Raw genomic sequence first — 21,798 nt, 5'->3', positions numbered from 1 at the left:
ACATATAAAAACTTTCCGGTAAAATCGAACCAAAATTAATAATGTATAAAGTAACGAAGCGAATTATGGAGGGCAAACCCATTACACCAGCTCAGAACTCATCTAACCTGCCGGCTTCACCTGAAAGCGACCAACAAGTATTGCAAATTTGGGGTCGCCAGCCCCTTAAAGGACACGTCAAAATCAGCGGCGCCAAAAACTCGGCCTTAGTCGTCATGGCAGGAGCCCTGCTATGCCCAGAGGATTGCCGTCTCCGCAACGTTCCAGGTCTAGTCGATGTCGCCCGCATGGGGCAAATTCTCTCGGCTGTAGGAGTCAAATTAGAGCAGCACGGCGACGTTTTAGACATCAACGCCAGCAACCTCATAGACGCTCAAGCCCCCTACGAATTAGTCAGCCAACTGCGGGCGAGCTTCTTCATCATCGGCCCACTACTAGCGCGTTTGGGATTTGCCAAAGTGCCCTTGCCCGGTGGGTGCGCCATCGGTGCCCGACCCGTTGAACTCCACGTTCGCGGTTTGCAAGCCCTCGGTGCCGAAGTCCACATCGACCACGGCACCGTTCACGCTTACGTCAAAGGGCCAAACCGCCGCCTGAAAGGAGCCAAAATTTATTTGGACTACCCCAGCGTCGGCGCAACTGAAACTTTGATGATGGCGGCGACTCTGGCTGAAGGAGAAACCGTGATTGAAAATGCTGCTCAAGAGCCGGAAGTCGCAGATTTGGCGAATTTCTGCCGCGCTATGGGAGCAAAAATTCAAGGCGCTGGCACGAATACGATCGTCATTTCGGGAGTTCCCAAGCTGCACGCGGTAGACTATTCAATTATTCCCGATCGCATCGAAGCCGGAACATTTTTAGTAGCCGGAGCCATCACTCACTCCGAAATCAGTTTGTCGCCAGTAATTCCCGACCACCTGACGGCAGTCATTGCCAAATTGAAGACTATTGGGGCGAAAATTATTGCAGAATCCCCCGACATTTTGCGGATAGTTCCCGGCAAAACTCACTCGGCCACAGACATCGAAACTCTGCCTTACCCGGGTTTCCCCACAGATATGCAAGCTCAGTTTATGGCTTTGCTGACGCTGAGCGAAGGCGACAGCTTGATCAAAGAAACCGTGTTTGAGAATCGCTTGCGCCACGTAGCAGAGCTCAACCGCATGGGCGCCGACATTCGCCTTAAAGGCAATGTAGCGATTGTGCGCGGAGTGTCGCGGCTGTCGGGTGCGCCTGTCGTGGCAACAGATTTGCGGGCTTCGGCGGCGTTAGTGCTAGCGGGACTTGCAGCCGAGGGTGTCACCACCATCAGCAGCTTGCAGCACTTAGACCGCGGCTATGAGCAGTTAGAGGTGAAACTGCAAAAATTGGGAGCTAACTTGCGACGGGTCAAAGAGGGTACAGACCCGGCGACTGCTGAGGCTCCTGTCAATCCCGTGCGATCGGGTTTAAAGTAGTCAGAAGGAAGAAGGAAGAAGGAAGAGGAAAAAAGGAAGAAGCAAAAGAATTCCCCATGCCCAATTCCCCATGCCCCATGCCCAATTCCCAATTCCCCATTCCCCATTCCCAACTGACTAAAATGTCGAACATACCCCTCATAGGTTTGAAAGCAGACCAGTTTCGCCACCCCCTAGACTTGGAAGCTACCAGCACTCTCAAACAACTGCCCGGCCTGGATTTGATCGTCCGGCAGTTGTTGGGACAACTTGGCGAACAGTTTTTCATGCTGGAAAATCTGGCTTCCAGCGTCCAAGTCGGCGAAAATCAATTGCCCCACCTGCATCAATTGCTGTTGGATGCCTGCAAAACTCTTGATTTGGAACCGCCGCAGCTTTATGTCCGCCAGCATCCGATGCCAAATGCTTACACCTTTGCGATGCGGGGAAAACAGCCTTTTGTGGTGATGCACACTTCTCTGATTGATTTGCTCACAGACGAGGAAGTTAAGGCAGTAATTGCTCACGAGTTGGGGCATTTGAAGTGCGAGCACGGAGTTTACCTGACTCTGGCTAATTTAATTGTGTTGGCCGCCGGCCAAATTTCGCCTGTGGGAGCCGTGCTCGCCCAGGGTTTGCAGGCGCAAATGTTGGAATGGTTGCGGTGTGCGGAATTTACGTGCGATCGCGCCGCCTTGCTCGCCACCCAAGACCCAAGAGTGGTAGCATCACTGTTGATGAAACTGGCCGGAGGTTCGCCGACTTTAGCTCCCAAACTGAATGTAGATGCGTTTTTGGCGCAGGCGCGGGCCTACGATGACCTCAGCAGCACTCAATTGGGAGAAATGCTCAAACAAGCTCAGACGGCTCAGTTGTCCCATCCTGTACCAGTATTACGCGCCAGAGAGATCGATCGCTGGGCAAGTTCAAAAGATTATGAATCTTTGCTTGCAGGAAATCGATCGGTGTGTTATGATGGTGAAACCCAAAAGGGCGGGTGGCGAAATTGGTAGACGCATCAGACTCAAAATCTGACACCGAAAGGTATGAGAGTTCGATTCTCTCCCCGCCCACTGCTAAAAAAGCTTAATAAATCTAGGGTTCCAGATGATAAGTCTGGAACCCTAATTTATATTGGGAATCGGGAATCGGGAATTGCGAATTGCGAATTGCGAATTGGTAACTAATGACAATCGTTAACCGTCAACAGTCAACAGTCAACCGTTAACCGTCAACAGATTTTATGGGTGAAATCGCCGCTTTAGGCGCTGCATTTGTCTGGGCTCTATCTTCCACCATCTGGCAGCGAGTGGGACAGCAAATCCCCGCAGTGGTGCTAAACTTGCTCAAAGGTGCGATCGCCCTTTTCATGCTCCTTGCCACTCTACTAATTTTAGGAAAATCTTTACCCGCAATCAACCCTAATATTTTAGCAATGCTGCTGATTAGCGGCGGTTTAGGAATTGGCATCGGAGACACCGCTTTCTTTATCGTATTAAAATATTTAGGCGCGAGACGAACGCTGCTTTTAGAAACCCTTTCTCCCCCTTTAACAGCTTTATTGGGCTTAATATTTTTGCAAGAAAAGTTATCGCTCATTGCTTGTACTGGCATTCTTTTAACAATCTGCGGCGTAGCGTGGGTAATTGCAGAACGAACAGCCGAAACAACCTTATCATCAAAACATCTTTGGCAGGGATTAGGTATTAGTTTATTAGGACAAACAACCCACGCCGTTGGAGCAATTTTATCCCGCGCCGCCTTCACTCAAATAGATATCGATCCCCTGTGGACGGCGGCGTTGCGTTTGAGCGGTGGTATGGCAGTCATGCTGTGCTTTTTGAAGCCAACAAACCTTGACAGTTTCAAACAATTAAAATCCTCAAAAATATTAGCTGCAATAATTCTGGCAGCTTTTTTAGGAACATATCTGGGAATTTTTCTGCAACAGACTTCGCTGAAATATGCACCCGCAGCAATCGCTCAAACACTCAGTTCTACCAGTCCCCTATTTATACTGCCTTTAGCGGTGCTGGCGGGCGAAAGAGTGAGCATTCGGGCTGTTTTAGGGGTAGTTGGTGCGATCGGCGGAATCGCCTTATTATTGGGTTTGAAGTGATTAGATTTGATATCAATTCCGATGCCACCGGAATGATTGTTGACTGTTGACGGGCGGGTCTAAAAACTGAATGGTTGAGTGTTAACTGTTGACTCGATTAGGCACGGCGCCGTCTCGAAAGCAGTGGGTAATATTAATTCCTATGCTACCGGATTTGATATCACAACTCCGACAAGTAGGAACAAAACTCTACGGAGATATTGAGAAGCCAATTGCAACCGATCGCCAGAAGGAAGAGGAAGTGATTTATGCTTCTTATACTTGGGTAAAATAATTGGCAGAAGTACATTGCCGAATGTCCAGAAGTCCCCACAGTTGACCAAGGCGAAACCATAGAAGAAGCGATCGGCAATCTTAAACAAGCTACAAAACTCTATCTCGAAAAATATCCATTATTAGAGCCCCGACTTCTTTAAGAAGCCGGGGCTCTAGCTACTCTTACAAATTGCAACTCATATCCCCAGATAATTGACTGAAACGCGCATTTTCCCGATAGTCTACCGGACAATCAATGACGCAAGGGACATCTTGAGCCAGGGCTTCTTTCAGAATCGGAATAAAATCCGTTGCAGATTCCACTCGATAGCCTTTTAAACCCATACTTTCCGCAAATTTCACAAAATCGGGATTGCCAAATTTGACGAAATCGGAATGACCAAAATAATCTTGCTGCTTCCATTCAATTAACCCGTAACCGCCGTCATTAAATATCAGCGTCACAAAATTAGTACCGACTCGCAAAGCAGTTTCTAACTCTTGGCAATTCATCATAAAACCACCGTCGCCGGTGGCTGCTATTACTTTGCGATCGGGATAAACGAGTTTTGCAGCTACTGCACCCGGAATTGCAATTCCCATCGCCGCAAAGCCGTTGGAAATCAAACAGGTATTCGGGCGATCGCAATGATAGTGCCGCGCGATCCACATTTTGTGAGCTCCGACATCAGATATAAGAATATCTTCCGGGCCCAGGACTTGCCGCAAGTCGTAAATGAGTTTTTGTGGCTTAATCGGGAAACCGTCGTCGGCTGCATATTGTTCGTACCCAGCGCGAATATCCGCCCGCAATTGCTTAGCAAAAGGGTCTACTTTCTCCATGCGATCGGCACGCTGCAAAATTTCATTGAGGGAATCAGAAATATCCCCCACAACTTCGATAAGAGGAATATAACTGCTGTCAATTTCTGCAGGCAGAGATCCAATGTGAATAATCGGAATTTTTCCTTCGGGATTCCACTTTTTCGGGGAATATTCAATCAAATCGTAGCCAACAGCAATCACTAAATCAGTTTCTTCAAAAGCACAGCTAATGTAATCGCGTTTTTGCAATCCCGTCGTCCACAGTGCCAAAGGATGAGTGTAAGGAATTACACCTTTGCCCATGAAAGTATTAGCTACGGGAATATTCAATCGAGTAGCAAATTGTGTCAAAGCATCGCTGGCGCTAGCGCGGATCGCGCCGTTTCCTACTAAAAGCAGAGGACTTTTTGCTTTGGAAATTGCCACAGCGGCTTTATTCAAGCTTTGGTAAGCGCCAAAAGTTTTTTCGCGGTTGTCTTTGGTGAGCGGATCTCCTTCAGCAGGCATTGCTGCGATGTTTTCAGGTAAGTCAATGTGAACTGCTCCCGGCTTTTCACTTTGAGCTACTTTAAAGGCTTTGCGGACAATTTCTGCCGTCGTGCTGGGTCGGACAATTTGAGCATTCCACTTAGTAACAGGTGCAAACATGGCGACCAAATCTAAATATTGGTGCGATTCTATGTGCATTCTGTCTGTGCCGACTTGTCCGGTAATTGCTATTAAAGGAGCGCCGTCTAAGTTGGCGTCAGCAACTCCTGTCATTAAGTTAGTTGCGCCAGGGCCCAAGGTGGACAAGCAAACGCCGGCTTTGCCTGTGAGACGACCGTAAACGTCTGCCATGAAAGCGGCGCCTTGTTCGTGGCGAGTAGTAATAAATTTAATTGAAGAGTTTCTCAGGGCTTCTAAAATTTCTAAATTTTCTTCTCCGGGAAGTCCGAAGACGTATTCGACGCCTTCATTTTCTAAACATTTTACCAATAGTTGAGCTGTGTTCATTTCCGTTTTTCTCCTCGGTTAATGGGGGTTGTGGGTCTTTTTCAACCGATCGCAAAAATACTAAATGGGACTTTTTAACCCCAGGTAAAAGCAGATAAACGCAGACTTATGTAGATTTGTGCGATCGGTTGATAGAGTGGGAGCTTATTTCACCCAAACTGTTTTTATGTTAACAAATTCGTGCATTCCTTGGATGCTCAACTCGCGTCCGTAACCGGAGCGTTTGATGCCGCCGAAGGGCAATCTCGGGTCGGATTTTACTAAGCCGTTGATGAATACGGCGCCTGCTTCTAGTTCGGAAATAAACCGATCGCTCTCTTCTCTTACTGTAGTCCAAGCTGACGCACCCAAGCCAAAAGATGTGCTGTTTGCCAGTTCGATCGCCTCATCGATGCCTGCAACCCGGAATACTAAAGCTACGGGCCCGAAAAATTCTTCTTGACGGGCAGAGGCATTCGACGGAATATCTGCCAGAATAGTTGGCAAGTAGAAATTGCCGGCATTCTCTGACAATGGGCTGCCACCTGTCAGAATTTTTGCTCCCGATTGGATGCAAGTTTGCACTTGATTGTCCAAGTCTTTGAGGATTGCGGGAGTAGCTAAAGGGCCGATATCGGTTTCTGGCAACATCGGATCGCCTACTTTTAATTGCTCCAATTTTTCGACAAATCCTTTGATGAATTCGTCGGCAATTTCTTCTGCTAAAATAAAGCGTTTGGCGGCGATGCAAGATTGACCGTTATTGAGCATCCGGGATGTCACAGCAGTTGATAAAGCTGCTGCTAAATCGGCGCTGGACATCACAATAAATGGGTCGCTTCCTCCCAATTCCAACACTACTTTTTTCAAATTTTTGCCCGCATTTGCTGCCAAACTTTCACCCGCTGGTTCGCTACCGGTGAGAGTTGCTGCTTTTATACGATCGTCCGCAACGATATTGGCTACTTTGTCGGCGCCCACTAACAAAGTTTGAAAAACGCCTTCGGGAAAGCCAGCAAGCGTAAAAATTTCTTCGATTTTCAAAGCGCACTGAGGCACGTTGGAAGCGTGTTTGAGCAACCCGACATTGCCCGCCATCAGTGCTGGCGCCGCAAACCGAAAAACTTGCCAAAATGGGAAATTCCACGGCATAACGGCTAAAATAGGGCCCAGTGGTTGGTAGCGGACAAAGCTGCTGCTAGCGTCAGTGGTTGCCGGTACGTCTGCCATAAATTGAGCGGCATTTTTGGCGTAATACCGACAAACTAAGGCGCATTTTTCCACTTCGCCGATCGCAGATTTGAGCGTTTTACCCATTTCCAGGGTCATCATTTCAGCATAAATTTCGCGATCGCGCTCCAAGATGTCTGCAGCTTTCTGCATCCACAGAGCTCTCTGCTCAAACGGCAGTTGGCGGTATTTTTTAAAAGCTTGCTGTGCTAATTCCAGCTTAGCTTCTATTACCTCATCCGCAAGTGGCTCGAAAGTTTTCAGCGTTTCTCCCGTTGCCGGATTGATAGTAGCAATAGCCATTGTTTCATCTCCTGTGTAAAAAACACAAAACTCCCTGCTAGTTTTCAGCCGAGGCAGGGAGTTGTATCAAGGTATTACAAAATAGGAATTTACCAGCCACGTTTTCTTTCAGGTCTTGCCAATTTGCAAGTCCCGCGATTTGTTTAAATTTCTCTACTTTTAATTATAGTTCAGAGTCTCGATCGCAAATCTTAAGAAAATTTGTCTTTCTGAAATCACGCACAAATATCCAGAACAGGCTAGACGGCCTGTTCCATAAAAGTTAAATGTTCTTGCGGGGCGGAACGCCCGCCCCTGAAAGCTTGATTCACAATTAATGGTGCAAGATCGAGGAAATATCTGGTCGGGTGTCCCGCCCGCCTTGCATTCTCAAGAACAGGCGCGACGGCCTGTTCCACTACACATTTCTCAATTCATCTCCCTCAAACCGACTGTTCCTGAACGTAATCCTGCACGTAAGACTGATAGTAATACCTGCTGCCTTTATCGTTATTCGCCACCATTCCCAACAGCGGAATTCCCGCCATTTTTAAATCTTCAAAAGCCAACAACAGCGCCTCCCGCTCAGTTTGATGCAGCCCCACTACCAGCATCAATCCGTTAGTGTGAGCCGCCAACAAATTCGCATCCGCCAAACCCAAAAGTGGTGCAGTATCGTAAATAACTAAGTCAAAATGACTTGACAAAGCTGCCATTAAATGCTGCATTTTTTTGGAAGAAAGCACCTTTGTGGGATCGAAAGGAACCGGGCCGGAAGTTAACACAAACAAATTTTCATCGCGGGGCGATCGCACAATCACCTGTTGCACATCCACATCATCAGCAATCACATTGTGCAACCCTTGCCAATTCGGTAAACCCAGCATTTCGTGTACCTGCGGGCGCCGTAAATCCCCATCCACCAACAGCACTTGCTGCCCCATTGCAGCCGCCGCCCGCGCCAGATTTACTGCTACCGTAGACTTGCCGTCACCTACTTGACAAGAAGTAATTACGCAAGAATTAATCGGAGTTTCAACGTTTAGTAAGCGAATATTCGCATTGAGCGATCGAAAAGCTTCCTGAAAAGCATCCGTCGGCATCGGCGAAATTGCCACATCCACCGGGCTTGTCTCAGCAGGAGGAAGTCTCAAAATTTTATCGCTAGCAGGAATTACCCCCAACAAAGGCAGGCGAATCGACTGTTTAACATCCTCTGGAGTTTGGAACACCGTTTTATTGTTAAACCGTTCCGCCAACTGCGCCGCCAGCATACCAAATAGCAAACCAGCCAATCCCCCCAAAGCCAAATTCAAAGGCATAATCGGAGCAACAGCCATCAACTCGCCATTTTTGTAACGCGGAATTTCCGGCTTAGCAATAACTTCCCAAGCCACCTCTTTTTTGCCCACAGCTTCAAGCTGCAAAGCTTGCTGTTTTGCCAGCAAACCATTGAGCGTATTGTTAGTCAAATCCAACTCGCGCTGCAAATCGGAATAGCGCCGCAAAATCACCGGGAATTTTTGAGAGTATTGGTTCAACTGCTTAGCAGCTTGTTCCAAAACTTGATTCCGTACACCCAGCACCTGAATTAAATTAGCAGTACCGACAAACTGCTCGATTAACTTAATCCGCACCGGATCTTGAAAAGCCAGCACTTGTGAACTTACCTTAGCTAAATCCGTCCCCAGAACTTGTTGGGCTTCTTTCTTCAACAAAGGAATCAGGTTCTTGCGCTGTTCTCGCAACAATTGCATTTGCGGAGTTTCGTCGGTAAACGTAGCCGAGTTAATCGCAATTTCCCCTTCTAATTGTTGCAATTGAGTCAGCATCCCTTGATAGCGGGGAGCTTGACTCAGAGCCGAGGCCATCAGCGCTTGCTGCTGGTTAAGTCCGAGCTGATTTTGCAGATTGGAATAGAGCAATCTCTGCTGATTGAGCTGCGTTTGCGCTTCCAATCTTTGCGTTTGAAGTTCACTGATTTGCTGCGCGAGTTGTTGCGTTTGAATTTGCGGGTCGATGAAATTGTACTGCTGCCGCAATTTTTGAATTTCTGTTTGCAGAGCTTGTTGGCGCTTTTGCTGGTTGGGAATTTTCGATTTTACAAAATCCAGAGTCTGACTAATTTGAGTGGTGGTATCTTGCACGCTGTAGTTGCGGTATCCTAACGCAACTTTTTCCAAAACAAACTGAATTTTTTTCGGGTCATAATCCCGATACTTAACTTCTATAATTTTGGTATTTTTGAAGCGATTAATTGACAGCCTGGTTTCCTGAGATAACGGCAAATTATCTGCTTTTTGGTTCAAAAGGTAATTGTAGTTTATTTCGGGATACTTAGCCTGCAACTCTTTAATAATCGGCGCCATTACTTGCGGACTTTGCAAAACTTGAATTTGGGATTCGTAGTCAAAACCGCCCTTTTCTTGGGTCGCCGGGGCCGCTGGTTGCAGTTTCAGCTCACCGGAGTAGATTTTGGCTAAAGTATTTTGCGTAACGGCTGGTTCTACTAATAATTGAAAGCGCCCTTCGTACTCGCTTTTTTGATTCAGTGTCCAGGCGAAAACTCCGGTAGTCACTGCCGCTGCTACACCGATGACTAAGATGGAGCGACTGCGGCAAACTTCCCAAAAACTTAACTCTTCTGCCTCGGTTTTGTTTCTGCCTAAAAATTTATCTTCTTCATAAAGCCCAGAAGACATTTTTTCCAGATTAGCGGCTTTTTTATGATTAAACAGTGCTACTTGAGATTGTTTCCCTGGTTTCATTTGATTTCTACAACTTATTAGTTTAAACGTCTGTATTGGTGGCGGATTTTCAGGAAATCGGTTGATTCCTCGATATTTCATTACCAAACCGCAATTTTTTCTAGAAGCCTGGTTTCTGAGGCCTTAATGCCAGTCTATTCAAATCACCGAAAAATATCGAACAACCGAAATATTCCTAACAGCGGGCTGAGAGGAGCGAGAGTCCCGCCTACATTATCCGAGAACGTAGCGCGACCCGATCGCCTTACCATAATTACATCATTATTTTGCAGTTTGGGATTAGTTGATTCATTGGCAGTTGCAGAAAAATCAACCTTAACAGTTAGCTGCGAAACGGTGCCGTTAGGATTGAGGCGAATTAAATTCACCGAATCCATTTCTGCCCGCGCTTTATTAAAACCTCCCGCTGCTACCAGCGCTTGATTTAAAGTAGTGTTTGGCAGCACCGCTATCGCTCCCGGTTTCACGACTTCTCCCACAATGTTCACCTTAATCGTATCAGGTGAAAAATTAGAATTAGCAACTTGTTCGTCTTGGGTTGCATCGAGGTTTTCGGCTTTAGGAACAATTACCGTATCTCCCTGTTGCAGCGCTAAATCTTGGGATACATCTCCCCCTTCCAAAAGTTGCCACAAATTCACATTAATAATTTGTTCTGTACCCGCCCGTGTCAGGCGGCGAACTTGTATTTGTCTGATATCAGCTACCGGCGTAATGCCGCCCGCCATTTTAATTGCCCTCGTTACAGTTTGCTGCAAAACAGTTTCCCCGCTGTTGGTTTCGCTGGCAGCAAACAAACCAGAATTTTCACCCATTTCATTCTCTTGTACCCTACTTTGAGTCTCTTTTGCCAAAGTATAAGTACCGGGGCGAGTTACTTCGCCCACCACAGCAATATTAATTGGTTGAGTGCTTTGCCCGGTAATGTTAGCTACTGCTAAAGTCGGTGCTTCTTGGCGGTTGAGGCTAGTTACAGTGGGAATAAATATAGTATCGCCGTCGCGCAAAGTCATATCGGCCCGCAAATCGCCGTTTTGCAATAATTCCCACAAATCCACACTAATAATTTGTTCCGGTGCGTTGCGCTGGGGGCGGCGGATTTTGATTTGCCGCACGTCTGCTGACTGGGTAATTCCACCGGCCATTCGCAGAGCCCGCGATATCGTTGGCATTTGAGTTCCCATTTGCTCTGCTGTGCCTCCGGGGCCTGCTGCTGAGGATATTGTATAGGCTCCGGGGCGGTTGATTTCGCCCGCGATCGCAATTTGCAAAGGACGTGCCGCCAGCAGTTTCAGGGTAATCCAAGGACGTTTAAGGTATTTGCCGTATTTGTCTTTAACAACATTAGAAGCTTGTTCTAGGGTCATACCGTACACCGCAACGCTGCCAATTAACGGCAAGTTCAGGGAACCGTCTGCCTGTACTTGGTGTTGACCGTTGGGGCCGCTGTATTCCGGGACGTTGAAGATGTCCATTTGAATACGATCGCCCGCGCCTAAAGTGTAAACTTCCGATCGTACACTTGAAGGTTCACTTGCCGGCAATCCCGGCAATCCCGGCACTGGTACAGGAACAGGAGAACCCGCATCAGGAGGAGGAGGAGGAGGAGGAGGCATCAACTGGGCTGCCACAGGAGATGAACCCACCGCCACCAGCACTGACACTGTTAAACTTTGAATCATTAAACTTTTGACAGCATTGCTTGCCCAATAACTTAGCTTGCAGCTTTTGCTGGAAACCTCTGCCTGGGCCCCTTTCCTTGCAGGAAATGGGAGAAATTCTTCACCCTCCCTATCTGCGAAGGGGACAGAAGGGTGAGATTTTTTCTCAAGTTGCACGCCGTGCGAATAACTTTTCACCACCATCGCTTTTTGCCCCTATCCTCATCCAACCCCGCCAACATCAAATGTAACCCAACTGTTCTAACTTCGTCAGAACTTTTTTAACACTCTCTTCCACACTTTCTCGCTCTGTGTAACAAATAATCTCAGGATTAAGCGGTTCTTCATAAGGATCGTCAATTCCCGTAAAACCCTTAATTTGTCCTGCTCTCGCCTTAGCGTATAGCCCCTTGACATCGCGACCTTCGCACACTTCTAACGGCGCTGTGATATATACTTCAACAAAATTGGGCTCCATTGCTCTAATTTCGTCGCGAATTGCTCTGTAGGGGCTAATAGCTGCGGTCATTACGGCTACTCCATTGCGGCTCAGCAGGTGAGCTACAAATCCAATCCGCCGAATATTAGTATCTCGGTCTTCTTGGCTAAATCCCAAACCTTTTGACAAGTTGGTGCGAACGACATCTCCATCCAATATTTCAACTTTGCAACCTCTTGCCTTCAATTCGGGTTCGAGAGCTTTGGTGATAGTTGTCTTGCCGGAACCGCTCAGCCCGGTGAACCACAAAATAAAACCTTTTTCCATTTTCAATTGCTTGGTTAGTAGTGAATAGTGGGGAATTTACGCGACGTATGACTTTAGCGTCCCGGTTCCCCATTTTCTAATTCTTTTTGATTTGAGATGCGATCAGACTCTCACAATAACTAATTTTTTTATTAACCGCAGAGGACGCAGAGGACACAGAGGAAGAGGGAAGAGGAGAAAGAGGTAATTTTAAAATCCGTAGGGTGCGCCACTTGTGCACCTTACATTCAATGCGCGATAACAAACGCCGAACATCTATCCTCTGGGTGCTTGTGGTCGCACATTACATGATGAATGAGCCTCTTGCAATCTAAAATCTAAAATCTAAAATCTAAAATCCTATTCCCCATGTCCCCAACCTTAAAAGCAGATGTTTTGGTAGTCGGTGGCGGCACCGGCGGCACTGCAGCAGCCGTGCAAGCAGCCCGCCGAGGTGCCAAAACTATTTTAGTAAGCGAATTCCCCTGGCTGGGAGGAATGCTTACTTCCGCTGGCGTTTCTGCCCCCGATGGCAATGAATTAGCAGCTTTTCAAACTGGTTTGTGGGGCGCGTTTTTGCGGGAACTCCAGCAGCGACAGCCGGGAGGTTTGGATTGGGGCTGGGTAAGTTTTTTTACTTACGATCCCCGCATCGGTGCTGAAATTTTCGCTGATTGGGTTAAATGTTTGCCGAACTTACAGTGGATTTGTGGACAAAAAGCTAACGATGTCCTGTATGAAGGAGATCGCATTTCTGGCGTTCAGTTTGCAGATTTTACTGTTTCGGCCAAAATCACTTTGGATGCAACGGAATTGGGAGATTTGCTGGCTTTAGCGGAAGTTGGGCACCGCTGGGGTTGGGAATTCCAAGCCGAGTGGGGAGAACCCAGCGCGCCGGCTGCCTCTAATGCTCTCACAGAGCGGTATTCGGTGCAAGCTCCGACTTGGGTGGCAATCTTGCAGGATTTTGGTAAAGGTGCGGCCGGGCCAGAAATTCCCGCGCCGCCTGTAGACAATCCCGATCGATTTACTGGTGCTTGGGACGGTTACACTCCTGAGCAATTTCTCAATTACGGCAGGCTGCCAGGGGGATTGTTGATGATTAATTGGCCGATTCGAGGTAATGATTATGGTGAAGGAGTCGATCGACTAATTGCATCTGAAGCATCTCGACAAGAATTCCTGCAAGAAAGTCGGTGGCACACTCAAAGTTTCGCCCGTTTCATTCAAACGCAACTCGGCCGCCGGTACGGCTTAGCACAGAATATTTTCCCGATTTCAACGATCGACAATCAACAAAATTCTTCCCTTCTTTCTTCCTTTGCCTTACATCCTTACTACCGAGAAAGTCGGCGCTTGCGAGGGATAAGTACAGTGACAGAACAAGATATTTTGCCTATTGTCGGTGGAAGAGTCGCGAAGTTGCCGATAAATTCTGAGGGAATTTGTGAAACAATTGCGATCGGCAACTATGCCAATGATCACCACTACACCAGTGGCGACATTCCCTTGCAGCCCAAATCTATTCGCTGGGGCGGCCGCTGGACGGGAACTCCGTTTACCATTCCTTACAGCGCCCTAATTCCTGCGAGTGTAGACGGTTTGCTAGTGTGCGAAAAAAATATTTCCGTCTCTCACATCGCCAACGGTGCAACTCGCTTGCAACCGACGGTAATGAATATTGGACAGGCGGCGGGGATGGCGGCGGCTTTGTGCGCGGAATCTGGATGTCAGCTGCGGGACTTGCCGGTGAGAGTTTTGCAGGAAGCTTTGCTGCAAGATTCCGAGGCTAGTGCGGCGGTTATTCCTTTATTTAATTTGACACGGGGGCGATCGGACTGGCTCGATTGGCAACGCTATTATCTCGATCGACCCCAAGCATATCCCGCCAGCGGCGAATGTCAGGAGTCAGTAGAGAAACAAAGCAGTCAAACAGCAAATACCCACAGCCAATTTTCGGGCATTTTCCGTCGCCTCGGCGAACAAGACTGGACAATAACGCTGACAAGCCCTGCATCCTTAGCCGATCAAACTTGGCAACTCGTGACTTTGGACTCGGAAACCGACAGATTTTTACAGAATTGCGAAACCGAAAAGCCTCTGACAGTATGGGGCAGGCTGAATTCGGCAGGTGCTTGGCTGCTGGCGGAAGCCCTAGAATTGAAGGGGTAAGGTTTTTTGCAGAGATCCGAAAAATTCACAGAAATTTATCCTGATCGATCGGGGAGAGTCCGTATCAGTTAATAGACAATGACACGGATACTAACCCCATGCAAACTTACACACCAATTGCTTTACAGAGTCTTTTGGGCGTTACTTTGAGCGCCACTGTCGTTCGAGCCTTTGAATCCCTCGTCGGACTGCTCGAATTTGCCACCGCTTCATACATTTTATCCGCCCAAAGCGAACAAAGGGGCGATCGTTCTCCAGAAAGAGGCAGCGGACGCCGAGAGTTCAGTGAACCTAATCTTTACACTCATCAACTACAAGCATTTTAATGACATTGGACGAAAGCGATTTCCGTTATTGAGTTAGTTTCTGCCGCCCGTGTCGAGCGCTCAATCTGATTTCCTGGGATGCTAGTTTTTCAGGTTTACAAGGCAACTGCATTTCTTGTTTACAGTCATTAGGATCTTCTTTTATGTGAGTGATGATAGCATATAAACCTTAAACCGCCATCTATCGAGAGATTGAAGCTCGTATTTGGCGGTTTTGTATATTATTGTAACCTTCTGGGTAGTGCAATTATGATTTTTTTTATTACTGAAGCCAGAGATTTTATTTATTCCATTTTACATCGACTTCTGACAGTTCTCATAGATCAGAGGCTACGCATCTAAAGTGTCTGTTGCTTCTGGAGGGGTAGAGGGTGAGAAAGGGAGAGGGAAAGATAATTTTCCGCTTTTTATACAAGGATTTTAGAATACAATTTAAATGCGCGATAGCTTAACTAAAGCCTGATTCCTTCTTCTTCTTCTTCCTTATAATTCGTGATCCCTAATTTCGGATTGCTGATTCTAGAGTTTGATAATTTCAGGGAAATTAATCCTGATCAGCCTGGGTAATGTCGTATCTCTAAATAGATACTGACACGACGAATACTACCCATGAAAACCTACACTGCAATTGCTTTACTGAGCCTGTTGGGCATTACCTTGAGTGCCAGCGCCGCTCAAGCTTTTGAATCTTCACTCCCCATTGTCGAAACTGGCACCGCTCAATATATGTTGTCAGCCCAAACTGAACACAGGCCCAATCGCCGTCCTCGGAGGGACACCGAACGGAGAAATTTTACTGAGCCTACTGTTTACACTCATCCGCTACAAGATTTCTAATGGCAATGGACGCAAGTGATGACCACAACTGAGTTGCTTTGGGCCGTTCATTCGATCGCTCGATCGGATTTTCTGGAATTCTAGTTTTTCAGGTTAAGCGACAACTGCACTTTTTGTGGACAGTTCTGAGGAGATTCTTTTTTGTGTAAAAAATGTTAGCATATAAACCTTAAACCGCCATCTACCTAGAGATAGATTCTAGTATGTGGCGGTTTTGTATTGAAAACGCTTCAATTAAACAGGAATTACCCACAGGCCTCTGATCATCTGAGTTTTTCAACCGATATCCCTCGCCCTCCACGCCTTATTTTGGGGTTGCAGAATTTGAGGAGGATTCTTGTGGGGTGTTCCGCCTGCTGTGAAAATACAGCGGACGGGCTACGAGATCCCATCCCACAAAACCATCAAAATCTTCCCGCAATTATGCAACAGCCTTATTTTAGTCGATCGAACCGGGTTTGGGCATCCATGACTATTCAAGAATTAGGGGCTCGGAGTCGCCTCAAATTCCTGGCATCGCAACAGTTATTTACCTTCTCCCCCCCACAGGTAGGGTTTAATTTTCAACCGCTGCACTATAATTAACTTGCGATAACTAACTTATATATAGGTAAACTGTCAGCGCAGAGGGTGCAGCAATCTACTTAAATTGGCCACCAATAAGAATCACTTATGCGGTGTGGATAGCCTTTAAGCCCATGCCCCTGTTACCTCAGGGAAATTAACTAACCTGAATATTAGGGTAGCTGGCAAGCTTTCCGGCGACAGTCGGCTATGCTTGATTCGGCGCTCTCGCAATAATTTAATGGAGGATGACAAAATGCCTCCTAATTTGGCTATTTCGGGGATAGTGATGAAAAATGACTCTTTGGATCTGGTCAAAAGCCTCAGCCCTAGTGCAATGGATCAGATCATGCTATATCTGGCGTTTAGCGCCATGAGAACCAGTGGGCACAGGCACGGGGCGTTTCTAGACGCGGCCGCAACGGCGGCTAAGTGTGCCATTTATATGACTTATATGGAGCAGGATAACAACCTGCGGATGACCGGACACTTGCATCACATTGAGCCTAAACGGGTGAAGGTGATTGTTGAAGAAGTCCGGGAAGCTCTGACTCAGGGAAAATTGCTGAAAATGTTGGGTTCGCAAGAACCTAGATATTTGATTCAGTTTCCTTATGTCTGGCTGGAACAGTATGGTTGGATGCCGGGACGCCCTCGCATTCCGGGAAACAATTTGACTGTAGATGAAAAAAAATATCTCGAAGGCAAAATTCCTCCTAATCCGCCAGACGCTCAACTGATCAATTCTTTTCAGTTTATGGAGTTGATTGAGTTTCTGCACAGGCGATCGCAAGAAGATATGTCTCCAGAAAGGCGAATGCCTTTGAGCGAAGCTCTAGCAGAACACATTAAGCGGCGCTTGATCTATTCTGGGACAGTGACTCGCATTGATTCTCCTTGGGGAATGCCGTTTTATGCCCTCACCCGCGCTACTTACTCTCCGGCAGAGCAGGAAGAGCGAACATTTACTATGGTGGAGGATACGGCTAGATATTTCCGGCTGATGAAGGATTGGGCGGAAAAACAACCGAATGTGATGCGAATTATGGAGACTTTGGATATTCCGCCGGAACGGCTCGACCAAGCCCTTGAAGAATTAGATGAAATTATTCGCAATTGGGCCGATCGCTATCACAAGCGGGGCGAACCGACGATGATTTTACAAATGGTTTTTGGGCCGCAAGACGACGCTTAGTTTGATTAACTATTAATCATTAGTCATGAGTTGATTGATTGAGACTAATGACTAATGATTAATAGCTAATAGCTCGCGAGGCAGAAACCGGGTTTCTCTGGAAAAATACTGCGTTAATCGTTTGAATTATCGTAACAAACCCGGTTTATTGGATCGCGAATGTGTCCAGGATTAACTAAGCTAAAAAAGCTCTCCAGGTCGCCGCTAAAATAATCGCAGCGATCGCTCCTATGAGTGTATTAAAAAAATTTACTACCTCGTTCGTCAGCCACTCAAACTTTGATTGCACCGTCGCCCCAATCACGCTCTCGATGTTCGTGGCAATAAAAGCTGCAATAACACAAAAAAGAATTCCTGTCAAGTCTATTAAACCGACGGCCCAACTCAAAAGCGCAATCAAAATTGAGCCGACAATACCTGCGATCGTTCCTTCCAAACTTACGGCCCCTTCCGTACCCCTAGGTACAGGCTGCAAGCTAGTAATCAAAAAAGTCCGCTTTCCGTAAGCTTTGCCGATTTCGCTGGCGCTGGTATCGGAAAGTTTGGTGCAAAAACTCGCCGCGTAACCCAGCAATAACAGGGAAATAACATCTTGTGGCACAGACATCTTGCCTGTCTCTCCTAAAATAGATAATGCCAAAACTCCCACAGCGCAAAGAGTAGCAGTCAAAGCAGAACCCCAGACATTTTCCGGGCCTCGCGCGCCTGAACGCTTTTCGGCTATGCCTTCTGCTTCTTTTTGGGCTTTGCCGATGCGGGTAACTCCCGATCCGACAAGAAAGTAAAACATCACCACAGCATAGCCTTGCCATCCCAAACAGCCCCAGATGAGGACGCCCAATATCCAGCCGTGAAATTGGCCAGCGGGAGTGAGCAATTTTTTTGGGGCAATGGTGGCGATCGCGAGTAAAACTGTATTTAGGGCGATCGCCACCAACCATGGATTAGACCAAGATAAATAATTAAAGAACAATTCTGAATTCTGCATTTAGTACCTCCATGAGTCAAGTATTATTTCATCTTGCCTTCCCCGTGACTGATATTGCCCAAACCAAAGCGTTCTACGTAGACGGGCTCGGCTGCGAACTAGGTCGCGAATCGCCTAATTCTGCGATTATGGGTTTGTGTGGCCATCAAATTGTCGCCCACGTCAGCCGCGAACCTTTAACGCCTCAGCGAGGCATCTATCCCCGGCATTTTGGGTTAATTTTTACTTCCGAAGCAGACTGGGAAGCGTTGCTAGAAAAAGCCCAGCAAAACAAGTTAAATTTCTATCAAGAACCGAGACGGCGATTTGTCGGTTTGCCTACAGAACACCGTACTTTCTTTTTAGAAGATCCTTTCCACAATATACTGGAATTCAAGTATTACTGCGAAGCTGAAGCAATTTTTGGCCGCAGCGAATACGCTGAAGTTGGCGATGCTGTTTGATTGCTGCGCGAAATAACAACCAGTTGCAGCATATCAACTTTCGGATTGAATCAAATCACCTGGTGGTGGATGTCGCCCTATAGCTTTGTCAGCAGTACGAATATTAATAACTCTTTCTCGATTTAAGACTAATGCTGTAACTGTAGCTCGTCCAATTGTAGTTAAACCAACTATTGATAATCCATCCGCCGACCAAATAAAATGTTCGTTCCAGGTATCTTGTCTGGGATTGAACAATGGTACTTCTACACTCGACTGGGTATCTATGGCTGTAGTTTTATCGGATTTTTGACGGTTGCAATGAAAGCAAGCTAGTGCCAAATTGTCAATATTGTTACTCCCTTTTTTAGTGAGAGGAATGATGTGCTCGATCGTAAACTCTACATACTGCCATTGTTCGGAAGCATGGCAATATTCACACAGACAGTTGGCTCTCTGACGAACTTGATTTTGGATATTCTCAGGAATTTGACGGCGAGCTGACATTTCTATACTGTAGGCTGAATCTGGCCCAAGAAAAGATTGCGGACAGTTCGATTGACAAAACTGAGGTAATCGTCGATTTCTTCGTAAAGATTCAGTTCTTGGTCTTCTTCGGGATTGAGTTGCAAATTTTGTTGTTTTTCCAACAGTTCTTCTATGCGGTTTTTGACTGTTGTAGAGGCTCGGAAAATCGGTATTCCTTCCACTAATTCAATGCGAACTGCTCCTTCTATAGGCAGAGTCTCTCGCAGCTTTTCCAGTTTGGGCAGGACGATCATAATTGTTGATTTTATGGGTTTCAATTAAGATTATATCAATAAATTTTAAATCCGTCTAGATAGACTAAAAAATACCGAAGACCGAACCCCTAGTTTTAAAAAAAATCGGGGTTTTCAAAGCAGAGCGTTTTACTCTACAGCCAGCTATTTATCCATCTTTAATGGTTCTGACAGTGCTTCAGCGACCGCTTTTAAACTGCTGGAATGCCTGGCCATCATGGCATGGGCGAAAACAGACAATTTTACTTCTTTGGCAGCCGATATTTGGGAACTAGAAGCGGGTACGATGATAAAATCCCAATCTGTCCAAATCGAAGTAAAATTGAGCTTTTCCAACAAGGCTGCATCTCTATTTAAATCTTCGAGAAAAGCACTGCCAGGACGCATTTGAACGCAGCCTTTTCCCCAGAGAGTGTAAGCCATCCAAGTACCGCTGTGAGGAGAAGATATGGCAATAAAGCGCTGCACTCGGTTAATGCCGCCTAACCTTTGCAGGTAGTAGCGAGTTACTAAACCGCCCATGCTCAATCCTACTATATCTAGATGCTGTTCGGGCGCAAAGGTTTTGTCTATATAATCTGCTATTTGTTGAGCTAATTCGTCTATGCTGGCGTTGCCCCAATGGGGCGAGAGATTGAGGGTGTAGACTGACCATCCCAGTTGGGTCAGGTAGGCAGACATTTTGTGAAAAATTCCCGATTTTCTAAAGATTCCGTGAATTAGTAAGACTGGATTGTGGCTGAAATTGCTATTCATTTTCAAGTAGGAATTATATTTTCAATAGGTGCTTTTAGTTCTTCAACTAATGCGTTAATACTTAGGGGTTCTGTCACCATTTGGCGGTGCAGCAAAACGTTGACTTTAACTTCTTTGCCTACTGGTAGTTGGGAGCTGTTCGACGGTACAATCATTATGTCAAATGGCGTCCACATTGATGTAAAGTTTATGCGTTTGAGCATTGTCACATCTTGATTTAAATCGCGCAGCAAGCCACTATCGGGGCGCATATCCAGGTATCCTGGTAGGCGTAGGGAATAAGCGGTGAGGGTGCCATTGTGAGGGGAAGAGATGGTGATGAAACGCTGTACGCGGTTGATTCCTCCGAGTCGCTGGACGTAGTAGCGGCTGACGATGCCGCCCATGCTGTAGCCTACTATGTCTAAAGATTGTTCTGGATCGAAGGTTTCACTGATGTAGTCTGCGAGTTGCTTGGCCAGAAAGTCGAGGCCGAGGCTGCCGTCGTTGGGGGTGAGGTTGAGGCTGTGGACTGACCATCCGAGTTCGGTGAGGCGGGCGGACATTGTGTTGAAAATAATCTTTGTGTCCCAGATGCCGTGTATGAGGATGACGGGATTGCGATCGAGCGAACTGTTCATTTGAAAAGAAAATTGCTTGCTGATTACAGCATAAATCACTCCCCTAGGGAGTTTTACCCCTACTAGGACAGCTAGCGAATCGGATCGAGGTACGATCGGCAATTAGTGGGAATCGCTAACAAATTCTGAGATACTTGTAAATAAGTGCAAAGTCGCCTGGTATTTATACCTAGTAATTTGCTTTGATGAGGCAGCTTAGATACAGCAAAATGTAAATTTTGATTAAGAAATGTAGACAAAAGTTGCCTTACCTCGTAATCTAACTTTGTTGACAAGCTTGTACAAATTTCTCTAAAAGAACAAAAGGAGTAAGTCTAATGTTTGGTTTTATCAAAAATTTCTTCGGCGGTATTTTCGGCTTTTTCGGCAGACTATTGGGCTTGAAAAAGTCTGAATATTTCCTAGATTTGGGCGAATCGGGAGCGAAGGAACCAGCAAAAGTTGCGCCTGCGAAAGCTGAGCCTGTTGCGATCGCACCAGCAAAAGTTGAGCCTGCTAAGTCTGAGAAGTCTGAGAAGTCTGAGAAGTCTGAGAAGTCTGAACCTCCTAAGAAGGCTAAGGTAGAGAAAAAGTCGAAGAAAGAAAACGAACCAGTCGCTAGCGTTCCTGCTAATACTCCCGAACCTGTGAAGGTAGCAGCAGCGGCAGCAACTAACGGCAAAGTGCCGAGTCAAGCTGAACCGAATCGGACTTTTGCTCCTAATAATTTAATGCCGACACCAACTGGAAGTCGTCGGAGTCCTGGCCCCAGCATGAACAATTTCCGGGAAATGGCCCGTCAGGTAAAAACGAAGTAGGAAATTGGGAATTGATAATAGGGAATTGGGCATTGGATAATTC

21 protein-coding genes and 1 tRNA gene are annotated in these 21,798 nt (G+C 46.6%); 12 read left to right on the top strand and 10 right to left on the bottom strand.

The annotated features are described in order from the left end of the window. The first annotated feature begins 41 nt into the window (after window positions 1-41). The 5 genes from murA to QUA36_RS07310 all read left to right on the top strand — a co-directional run bounded on the left by murA (window position 42) and on the right by QUA36_RS07310 (window position 3,829). Window positions 42-1,457, top strand: coding sequence for a UDP-N-acetylglucosamine 1-carboxyvinyltransferase (murA, locus tag QUA36_RS07330; protein WP_333456451.1), 1,416 nt, complete (start codon window positions 42-44; stop codon window positions 1,455-1,457). 122 nt (window positions 1,458-1,579) lie between these two features. After that, window positions 1,580-2,449, top strand: coding sequence for a M48 family metallopeptidase (locus QUA36_RS07325; RefSeq protein WP_333456553.1), 870 nt, complete (start codon window positions 1,580-1,582; stop codon window positions 2,447-2,449). Then, window positions 2,428-2,509: transfer RNA gene (locus QUA36_RS07320), tRNA-Leu, on the top strand. Before QUA36_RS07325 ends, QUA36_RS07320 begins: the two co-directional genes overlap by 22 nt. A 170-nt stretch (window positions 2,510-2,679) precedes the next feature. Then, entirely contained in the window at window positions 2,680-3,555 is an 876-nt protein-coding gene (locus QUA36_RS07315) for a DMT family transporter (protein ID WP_333158040.1), read from the top strand. 88 nt (window positions 3,556-3,643) lie between these two features. Then, window positions 3,644-3,829 carry a hypothetical protein gene (locus QUA36_RS07310; RefSeq protein ID WP_333456449.1) on the top strand — a complete coding sequence of 62 codons (186 nt, stop codon included), beginning with the start codon at window positions 3,644-3,646 and terminating at the stop codon, window positions 3,827-3,829. 164 nt (window positions 3,830-3,993) lie between these two features. Here the strand turns inward: QUA36_RS07310 and QUA36_RS07305 are convergent, their stop codons facing one another. The 5 genes from QUA36_RS07305 to cysC all read right to left on the bottom strand — a co-directional run bounded on the left by QUA36_RS07305 (window position 3,994) and on the right by cysC (window position 12,317). Continuing rightward, entirely contained in the window at window positions 3,994-5,631 is a 1,638-nt protein-coding gene (locus QUA36_RS07305; protein WP_333456447.1) for an acetolactate synthase large subunit, read from the bottom strand. Window positions 5,632-5,775: 144 nt separating this feature from the next. Next, complete coding sequence (locus tag QUA36_RS07300) at window positions 5,776-7,143, bottom strand: NAD-dependent succinate-semialdehyde dehydrogenase (protein ID WP_333456445.1); 1,368 nt, start codon at window positions 7,141-7,143, stop codon at window positions 5,776-5,778. Window positions 7,144-7,565: 422 nt separating this feature from the next. Continuing rightward, window positions 7,566-9,890, bottom strand: a complete 2,325-nt coding sequence (locus QUA36_RS07295) for a polysaccharide biosynthesis tyrosine autokinase (protein WP_333158045.1) — start codon at window positions 9,888-9,890, stop codon at window positions 7,566-7,568. 143 nt (window positions 9,891-10,033) lie between these two features. After that, window positions 10,034-11,755 carry an SLBB domain-containing protein gene (locus QUA36_RS07290; protein ID WP_333456443.1) on the bottom strand — a complete coding sequence of 574 codons (1,722 nt, stop codon included), beginning with the start codon at window positions 11,753-11,755 and terminating at the stop codon, window positions 10,034-10,036. Window positions 11,756-11,792: 37 nt separating this feature from the next. After that, on the bottom strand, window positions 11,793-12,317 hold the full coding sequence (cysC, locus tag QUA36_RS07285) for an adenylyl-sulfate kinase (protein ID WP_333456441.1): 525 nt from the start codon (window positions 12,315-12,317) through the stop codon (window positions 11,793-11,795). A gap of 348 nt (window positions 12,318-12,665) precedes the next feature. Here cysC and QUA36_RS07280 point away from each other — a divergent pair, with 348 nt between their 5' ends. The 5 genes from QUA36_RS07280 (at window position 12,666) to hetR (ending at window position 17,390) form a co-directional block, all read left to right on the top strand. Beyond that, entirely contained in the window at window positions 12,666-14,468 is a 1,803-nt protein-coding gene (locus QUA36_RS07280; RefSeq protein ID WP_333456439.1) for an FAD-dependent oxidoreductase, read from the top strand. 98 nt (window positions 14,469-14,566) lie between these two features. Further along, window positions 14,567-14,794: a heterocyst-inhibiting protein PatX gene (gene patX / locus QUA36_RS07275; RefSeq protein ID WP_333158053.1), complete on the top strand. Its 228-nt coding sequence runs from the start codon at window positions 14,567-14,569 to the stop codon at window positions 14,792-14,794. 609 nt (window positions 14,795-15,403) lie between these two features. Beyond that, on the top strand, window positions 15,404-15,631 hold the full coding sequence (locus QUA36_RS07270; protein ID WP_333456438.1) for a hypothetical protein: 228 nt from the start codon (window positions 15,404-15,406) through the stop codon (window positions 15,629-15,631). Window positions 15,632-16,054: 423 nt separating this feature from the next. After that, window positions 16,055-16,216 carry a hypothetical protein gene (locus tag QUA36_RS07265; RefSeq protein WP_333434126.1) on the top strand — a complete coding sequence of 54 codons (162 nt, stop codon included), beginning with the start codon at window positions 16,055-16,057 and terminating at the stop codon, window positions 16,214-16,216. Window positions 16,217-16,484: 268 nt separating this feature from the next. Next, complete coding sequence (gene hetR, locus QUA36_RS07260; RefSeq protein ID WP_333077431.1) at window positions 16,485-17,390, top strand: heterocyst differentiation master regulator HetR; 906 nt, start codon at window positions 16,485-16,487, stop codon at window positions 17,388-17,390. Between the two features lie 175 nt (window positions 17,391-17,565). On the opposite strand, the gene QUA36_RS07255 is transcribed toward hetR, so the two are convergent. Beyond that, window positions 17,566-18,378 carry a TIGR00297 family protein gene (locus QUA36_RS07255; RefSeq protein WP_333456436.1) on the bottom strand — a complete coding sequence of 271 codons (813 nt, stop codon included), beginning with the start codon at window positions 18,376-18,378 and terminating at the stop codon, window positions 17,566-17,568. An 11-nt stretch (window positions 18,379-18,389) separates the two neighbouring features. Here QUA36_RS07255 and QUA36_RS07250 point away from each other — a divergent pair, with 11 nt between their 5' ends. Next, window positions 18,390-18,821 carry a VOC family protein gene (locus QUA36_RS07250; RefSeq protein WP_333058980.1) on the top strand — a complete coding sequence of 144 codons (432 nt, stop codon included), beginning with the start codon at window positions 18,390-18,392 and terminating at the stop codon, window positions 18,819-18,821. Window positions 18,822-18,854: 33 nt separating this feature from the next. On the opposite strand, the gene QUA36_RS07245 is transcribed toward QUA36_RS07250, so the two are convergent. The 4 genes from QUA36_RS07245 to QUA36_RS07230 all read right to left on the bottom strand — a co-directional run bounded on the left by QUA36_RS07245 (window position 18,855) and on the right by QUA36_RS07230 (window position 20,958). Further along, the gene (locus QUA36_RS07245) at window positions 18,855-19,307 is read right to left on the bottom strand and encodes an HNH endonuclease (protein ID WP_333456434.1); all 453 of its coding nucleotides are present in this window, start codon (window positions 19,305-19,307) and stop codon (window positions 18,855-18,857) included. A gap of 2 nt (window positions 19,308-19,309) precedes the next feature. Continuing rightward, window positions 19,310-19,582, bottom strand: coding sequence for a hypothetical protein (locus QUA36_RS07240; RefSeq protein WP_333158061.1), 273 nt, complete (start codon window positions 19,580-19,582; stop codon window positions 19,310-19,312). A 144-nt stretch (window positions 19,583-19,726) separates the two neighbouring features. Further along, a complete protein-coding gene (locus QUA36_RS07235) occupies window positions 19,727-20,338 on the bottom strand; it encodes an alpha/beta fold hydrolase (RefSeq protein WP_333456432.1) in 612 nt (203 codons plus the stop codon). A 2-nt stretch (window positions 20,339-20,340) separates the two neighbouring features. Beyond that, window positions 20,341-20,958 (bottom strand): alpha/beta fold hydrolase, encoded by a 618-nt coding sequence (locus QUA36_RS07230; RefSeq protein ID WP_333456431.1) that lies wholly within the window; start codon window positions 20,956-20,958, stop codon window positions 20,341-20,343. Window positions 20,959-21,275: 317 nt separating this feature from the next. Between QUA36_RS07230 and QUA36_RS07225 the strand changes: the two genes are divergently transcribed. After that, entirely contained in the window at window positions 21,276-21,755 is a 480-nt protein-coding gene (locus QUA36_RS07225) for a hypothetical protein (RefSeq protein ID WP_333456429.1), read from the top strand. Window positions 21,756-21,798: the final 43 nt, after the last annotated feature.

Origin of the sequence: Microcoleus sp. Pol10D4 (assembly GCF_036701555.1) — a bacterium.
In the GTDB taxonomy this organism is placed as follows: domain Bacteria; phylum Cyanobacteriota; class Cyanobacteriia; order Cyanobacteriales; family Microcoleaceae; genus Microcoleus.
This window is presented reverse-complemented; position numbering and strand designations above follow the sequence as displayed.

Excerpts from the sequence above, each read along its gene's own strand:
- QUA36_RS07305 (WP_333456447.1), bottom strand. The coding sequence starts at position 5,631 with ATGAACACAGCTCAACTATTGGTAAAATGTTTAGAAAATGAAGGCGTC.
- QUA36_RS07225 (WP_333456429.1), top strand. The coding sequence starts at position 21,276 with ATGTTTGGTTTTATCAAAAATTTCTTCGGCGGTATTTTCGGCTTTTTC.
- QUA36_RS07315 (WP_333158040.1), top strand. The coding sequence starts at position 2,680 with ATGGGTGAAATCGCCGCTTTAGGCGCTGCATTTGTCTGGGCTCTATCT.
- QUA36_RS07245 (WP_333456434.1), bottom strand. The coding sequence starts at position 19,307 with ATGTCAGCTCGCCGTCAAATTCCTGAGAATATCCAAAATCAAGTTCGT.
- QUA36_RS07265 (WP_333434126.1), top strand. The coding sequence starts at position 16,055 with ATGCAACAGCCTTATTTTAGTCGATCGAACCGGGTTTGGGCATCCATG.
- cysC (WP_333456441.1), bottom strand. The coding sequence starts at position 12,317 with ATGGAAAAAGGTTTTATTTTGTGGTTCACCGGGCTGAGCGGTTCCGGC.
- QUA36_RS07240 (WP_333158061.1), bottom strand. The coding sequence starts at position 19,582 with ATGATCGTCCTGCCCAAACTGGAAAAGCTGCGAGAGACTCTGCCTATA.
- QUA36_RS07270 (WP_333456438.1), top strand. The coding sequence starts at position 15,404 with ATGAAAACCTACACTGCAATTGCTTTACTGAGCCTGTTGGGCATTACC.
- QUA36_RS07295 (WP_333158045.1), bottom strand. The coding sequence starts at position 9,890 with ATGAAACCAGGGAAACAATCTCAAGTAGCACTGTTTAATCATAAAAAA.
- QUA36_RS07235 (WP_333456432.1), bottom strand. The coding sequence starts at position 20,338 with ATGAATAGCAATTTCAGCCACAATCCAGTCTTACTAATTCACGGAATC.
- QUA36_RS07230 (WP_333456431.1), bottom strand. The coding sequence starts at position 20,958 with ATGAACAGTTCGCTCGATCGCAATCCCGTCATCCTCATACACGGCATC.
- hetR (WP_333077431.1), top strand. The coding sequence starts at position 16,485 with ATGAAAAATGACTCTTTGGATCTGGTCAAAAGCCTCAGCCCTAGTGCA.
- QUA36_RS07280 (WP_333456439.1), top strand. The coding sequence starts at position 12,666 with ATGTCCCCAACCTTAAAAGCAGATGTTTTGGTAGTCGGTGGCGGCACC.
- QUA36_RS07250 (WP_333058980.1), top strand. The coding sequence starts at position 18,390 with ATGAGTCAAGTATTATTTCATCTTGCCTTCCCCGTGACTGATATTGCC.
- QUA36_RS07300 (WP_333456445.1), bottom strand. The coding sequence starts at position 7,143 with ATGGCTATTGCTACTATCAATCCGGCAACGGGAGAAACGCTGAAAACT.
- patX (WP_333158053.1), top strand. The coding sequence starts at position 14,567 with ATGCAAACTTACACACCAATTGCTTTACAGAGTCTTTTGGGCGTTACT.
- murA (WP_333456451.1), top strand. The coding sequence starts at position 42 with ATGTATAAAGTAACGAAGCGAATTATGGAGGGCAAACCCATTACACCA.
- QUA36_RS07290 (WP_333456443.1), bottom strand. The coding sequence starts at position 11,755 with ATGGTGGTGAAAAGTTATTCGCACGGCGTGCAACTTGAGAAAAAATCT.
- QUA36_RS07255 (WP_333456436.1), bottom strand. The coding sequence starts at position 18,378 with ATGCAGAATTCAGAATTGTTCTTTAATTATTTATCTTGGTCTAATCCA.
- QUA36_RS07325 (WP_333456553.1), top strand. The coding sequence starts at position 1,580 with ATGTCGAACATACCCCTCATAGGTTTGAAAGCAGACCAGTTTCGCCAC.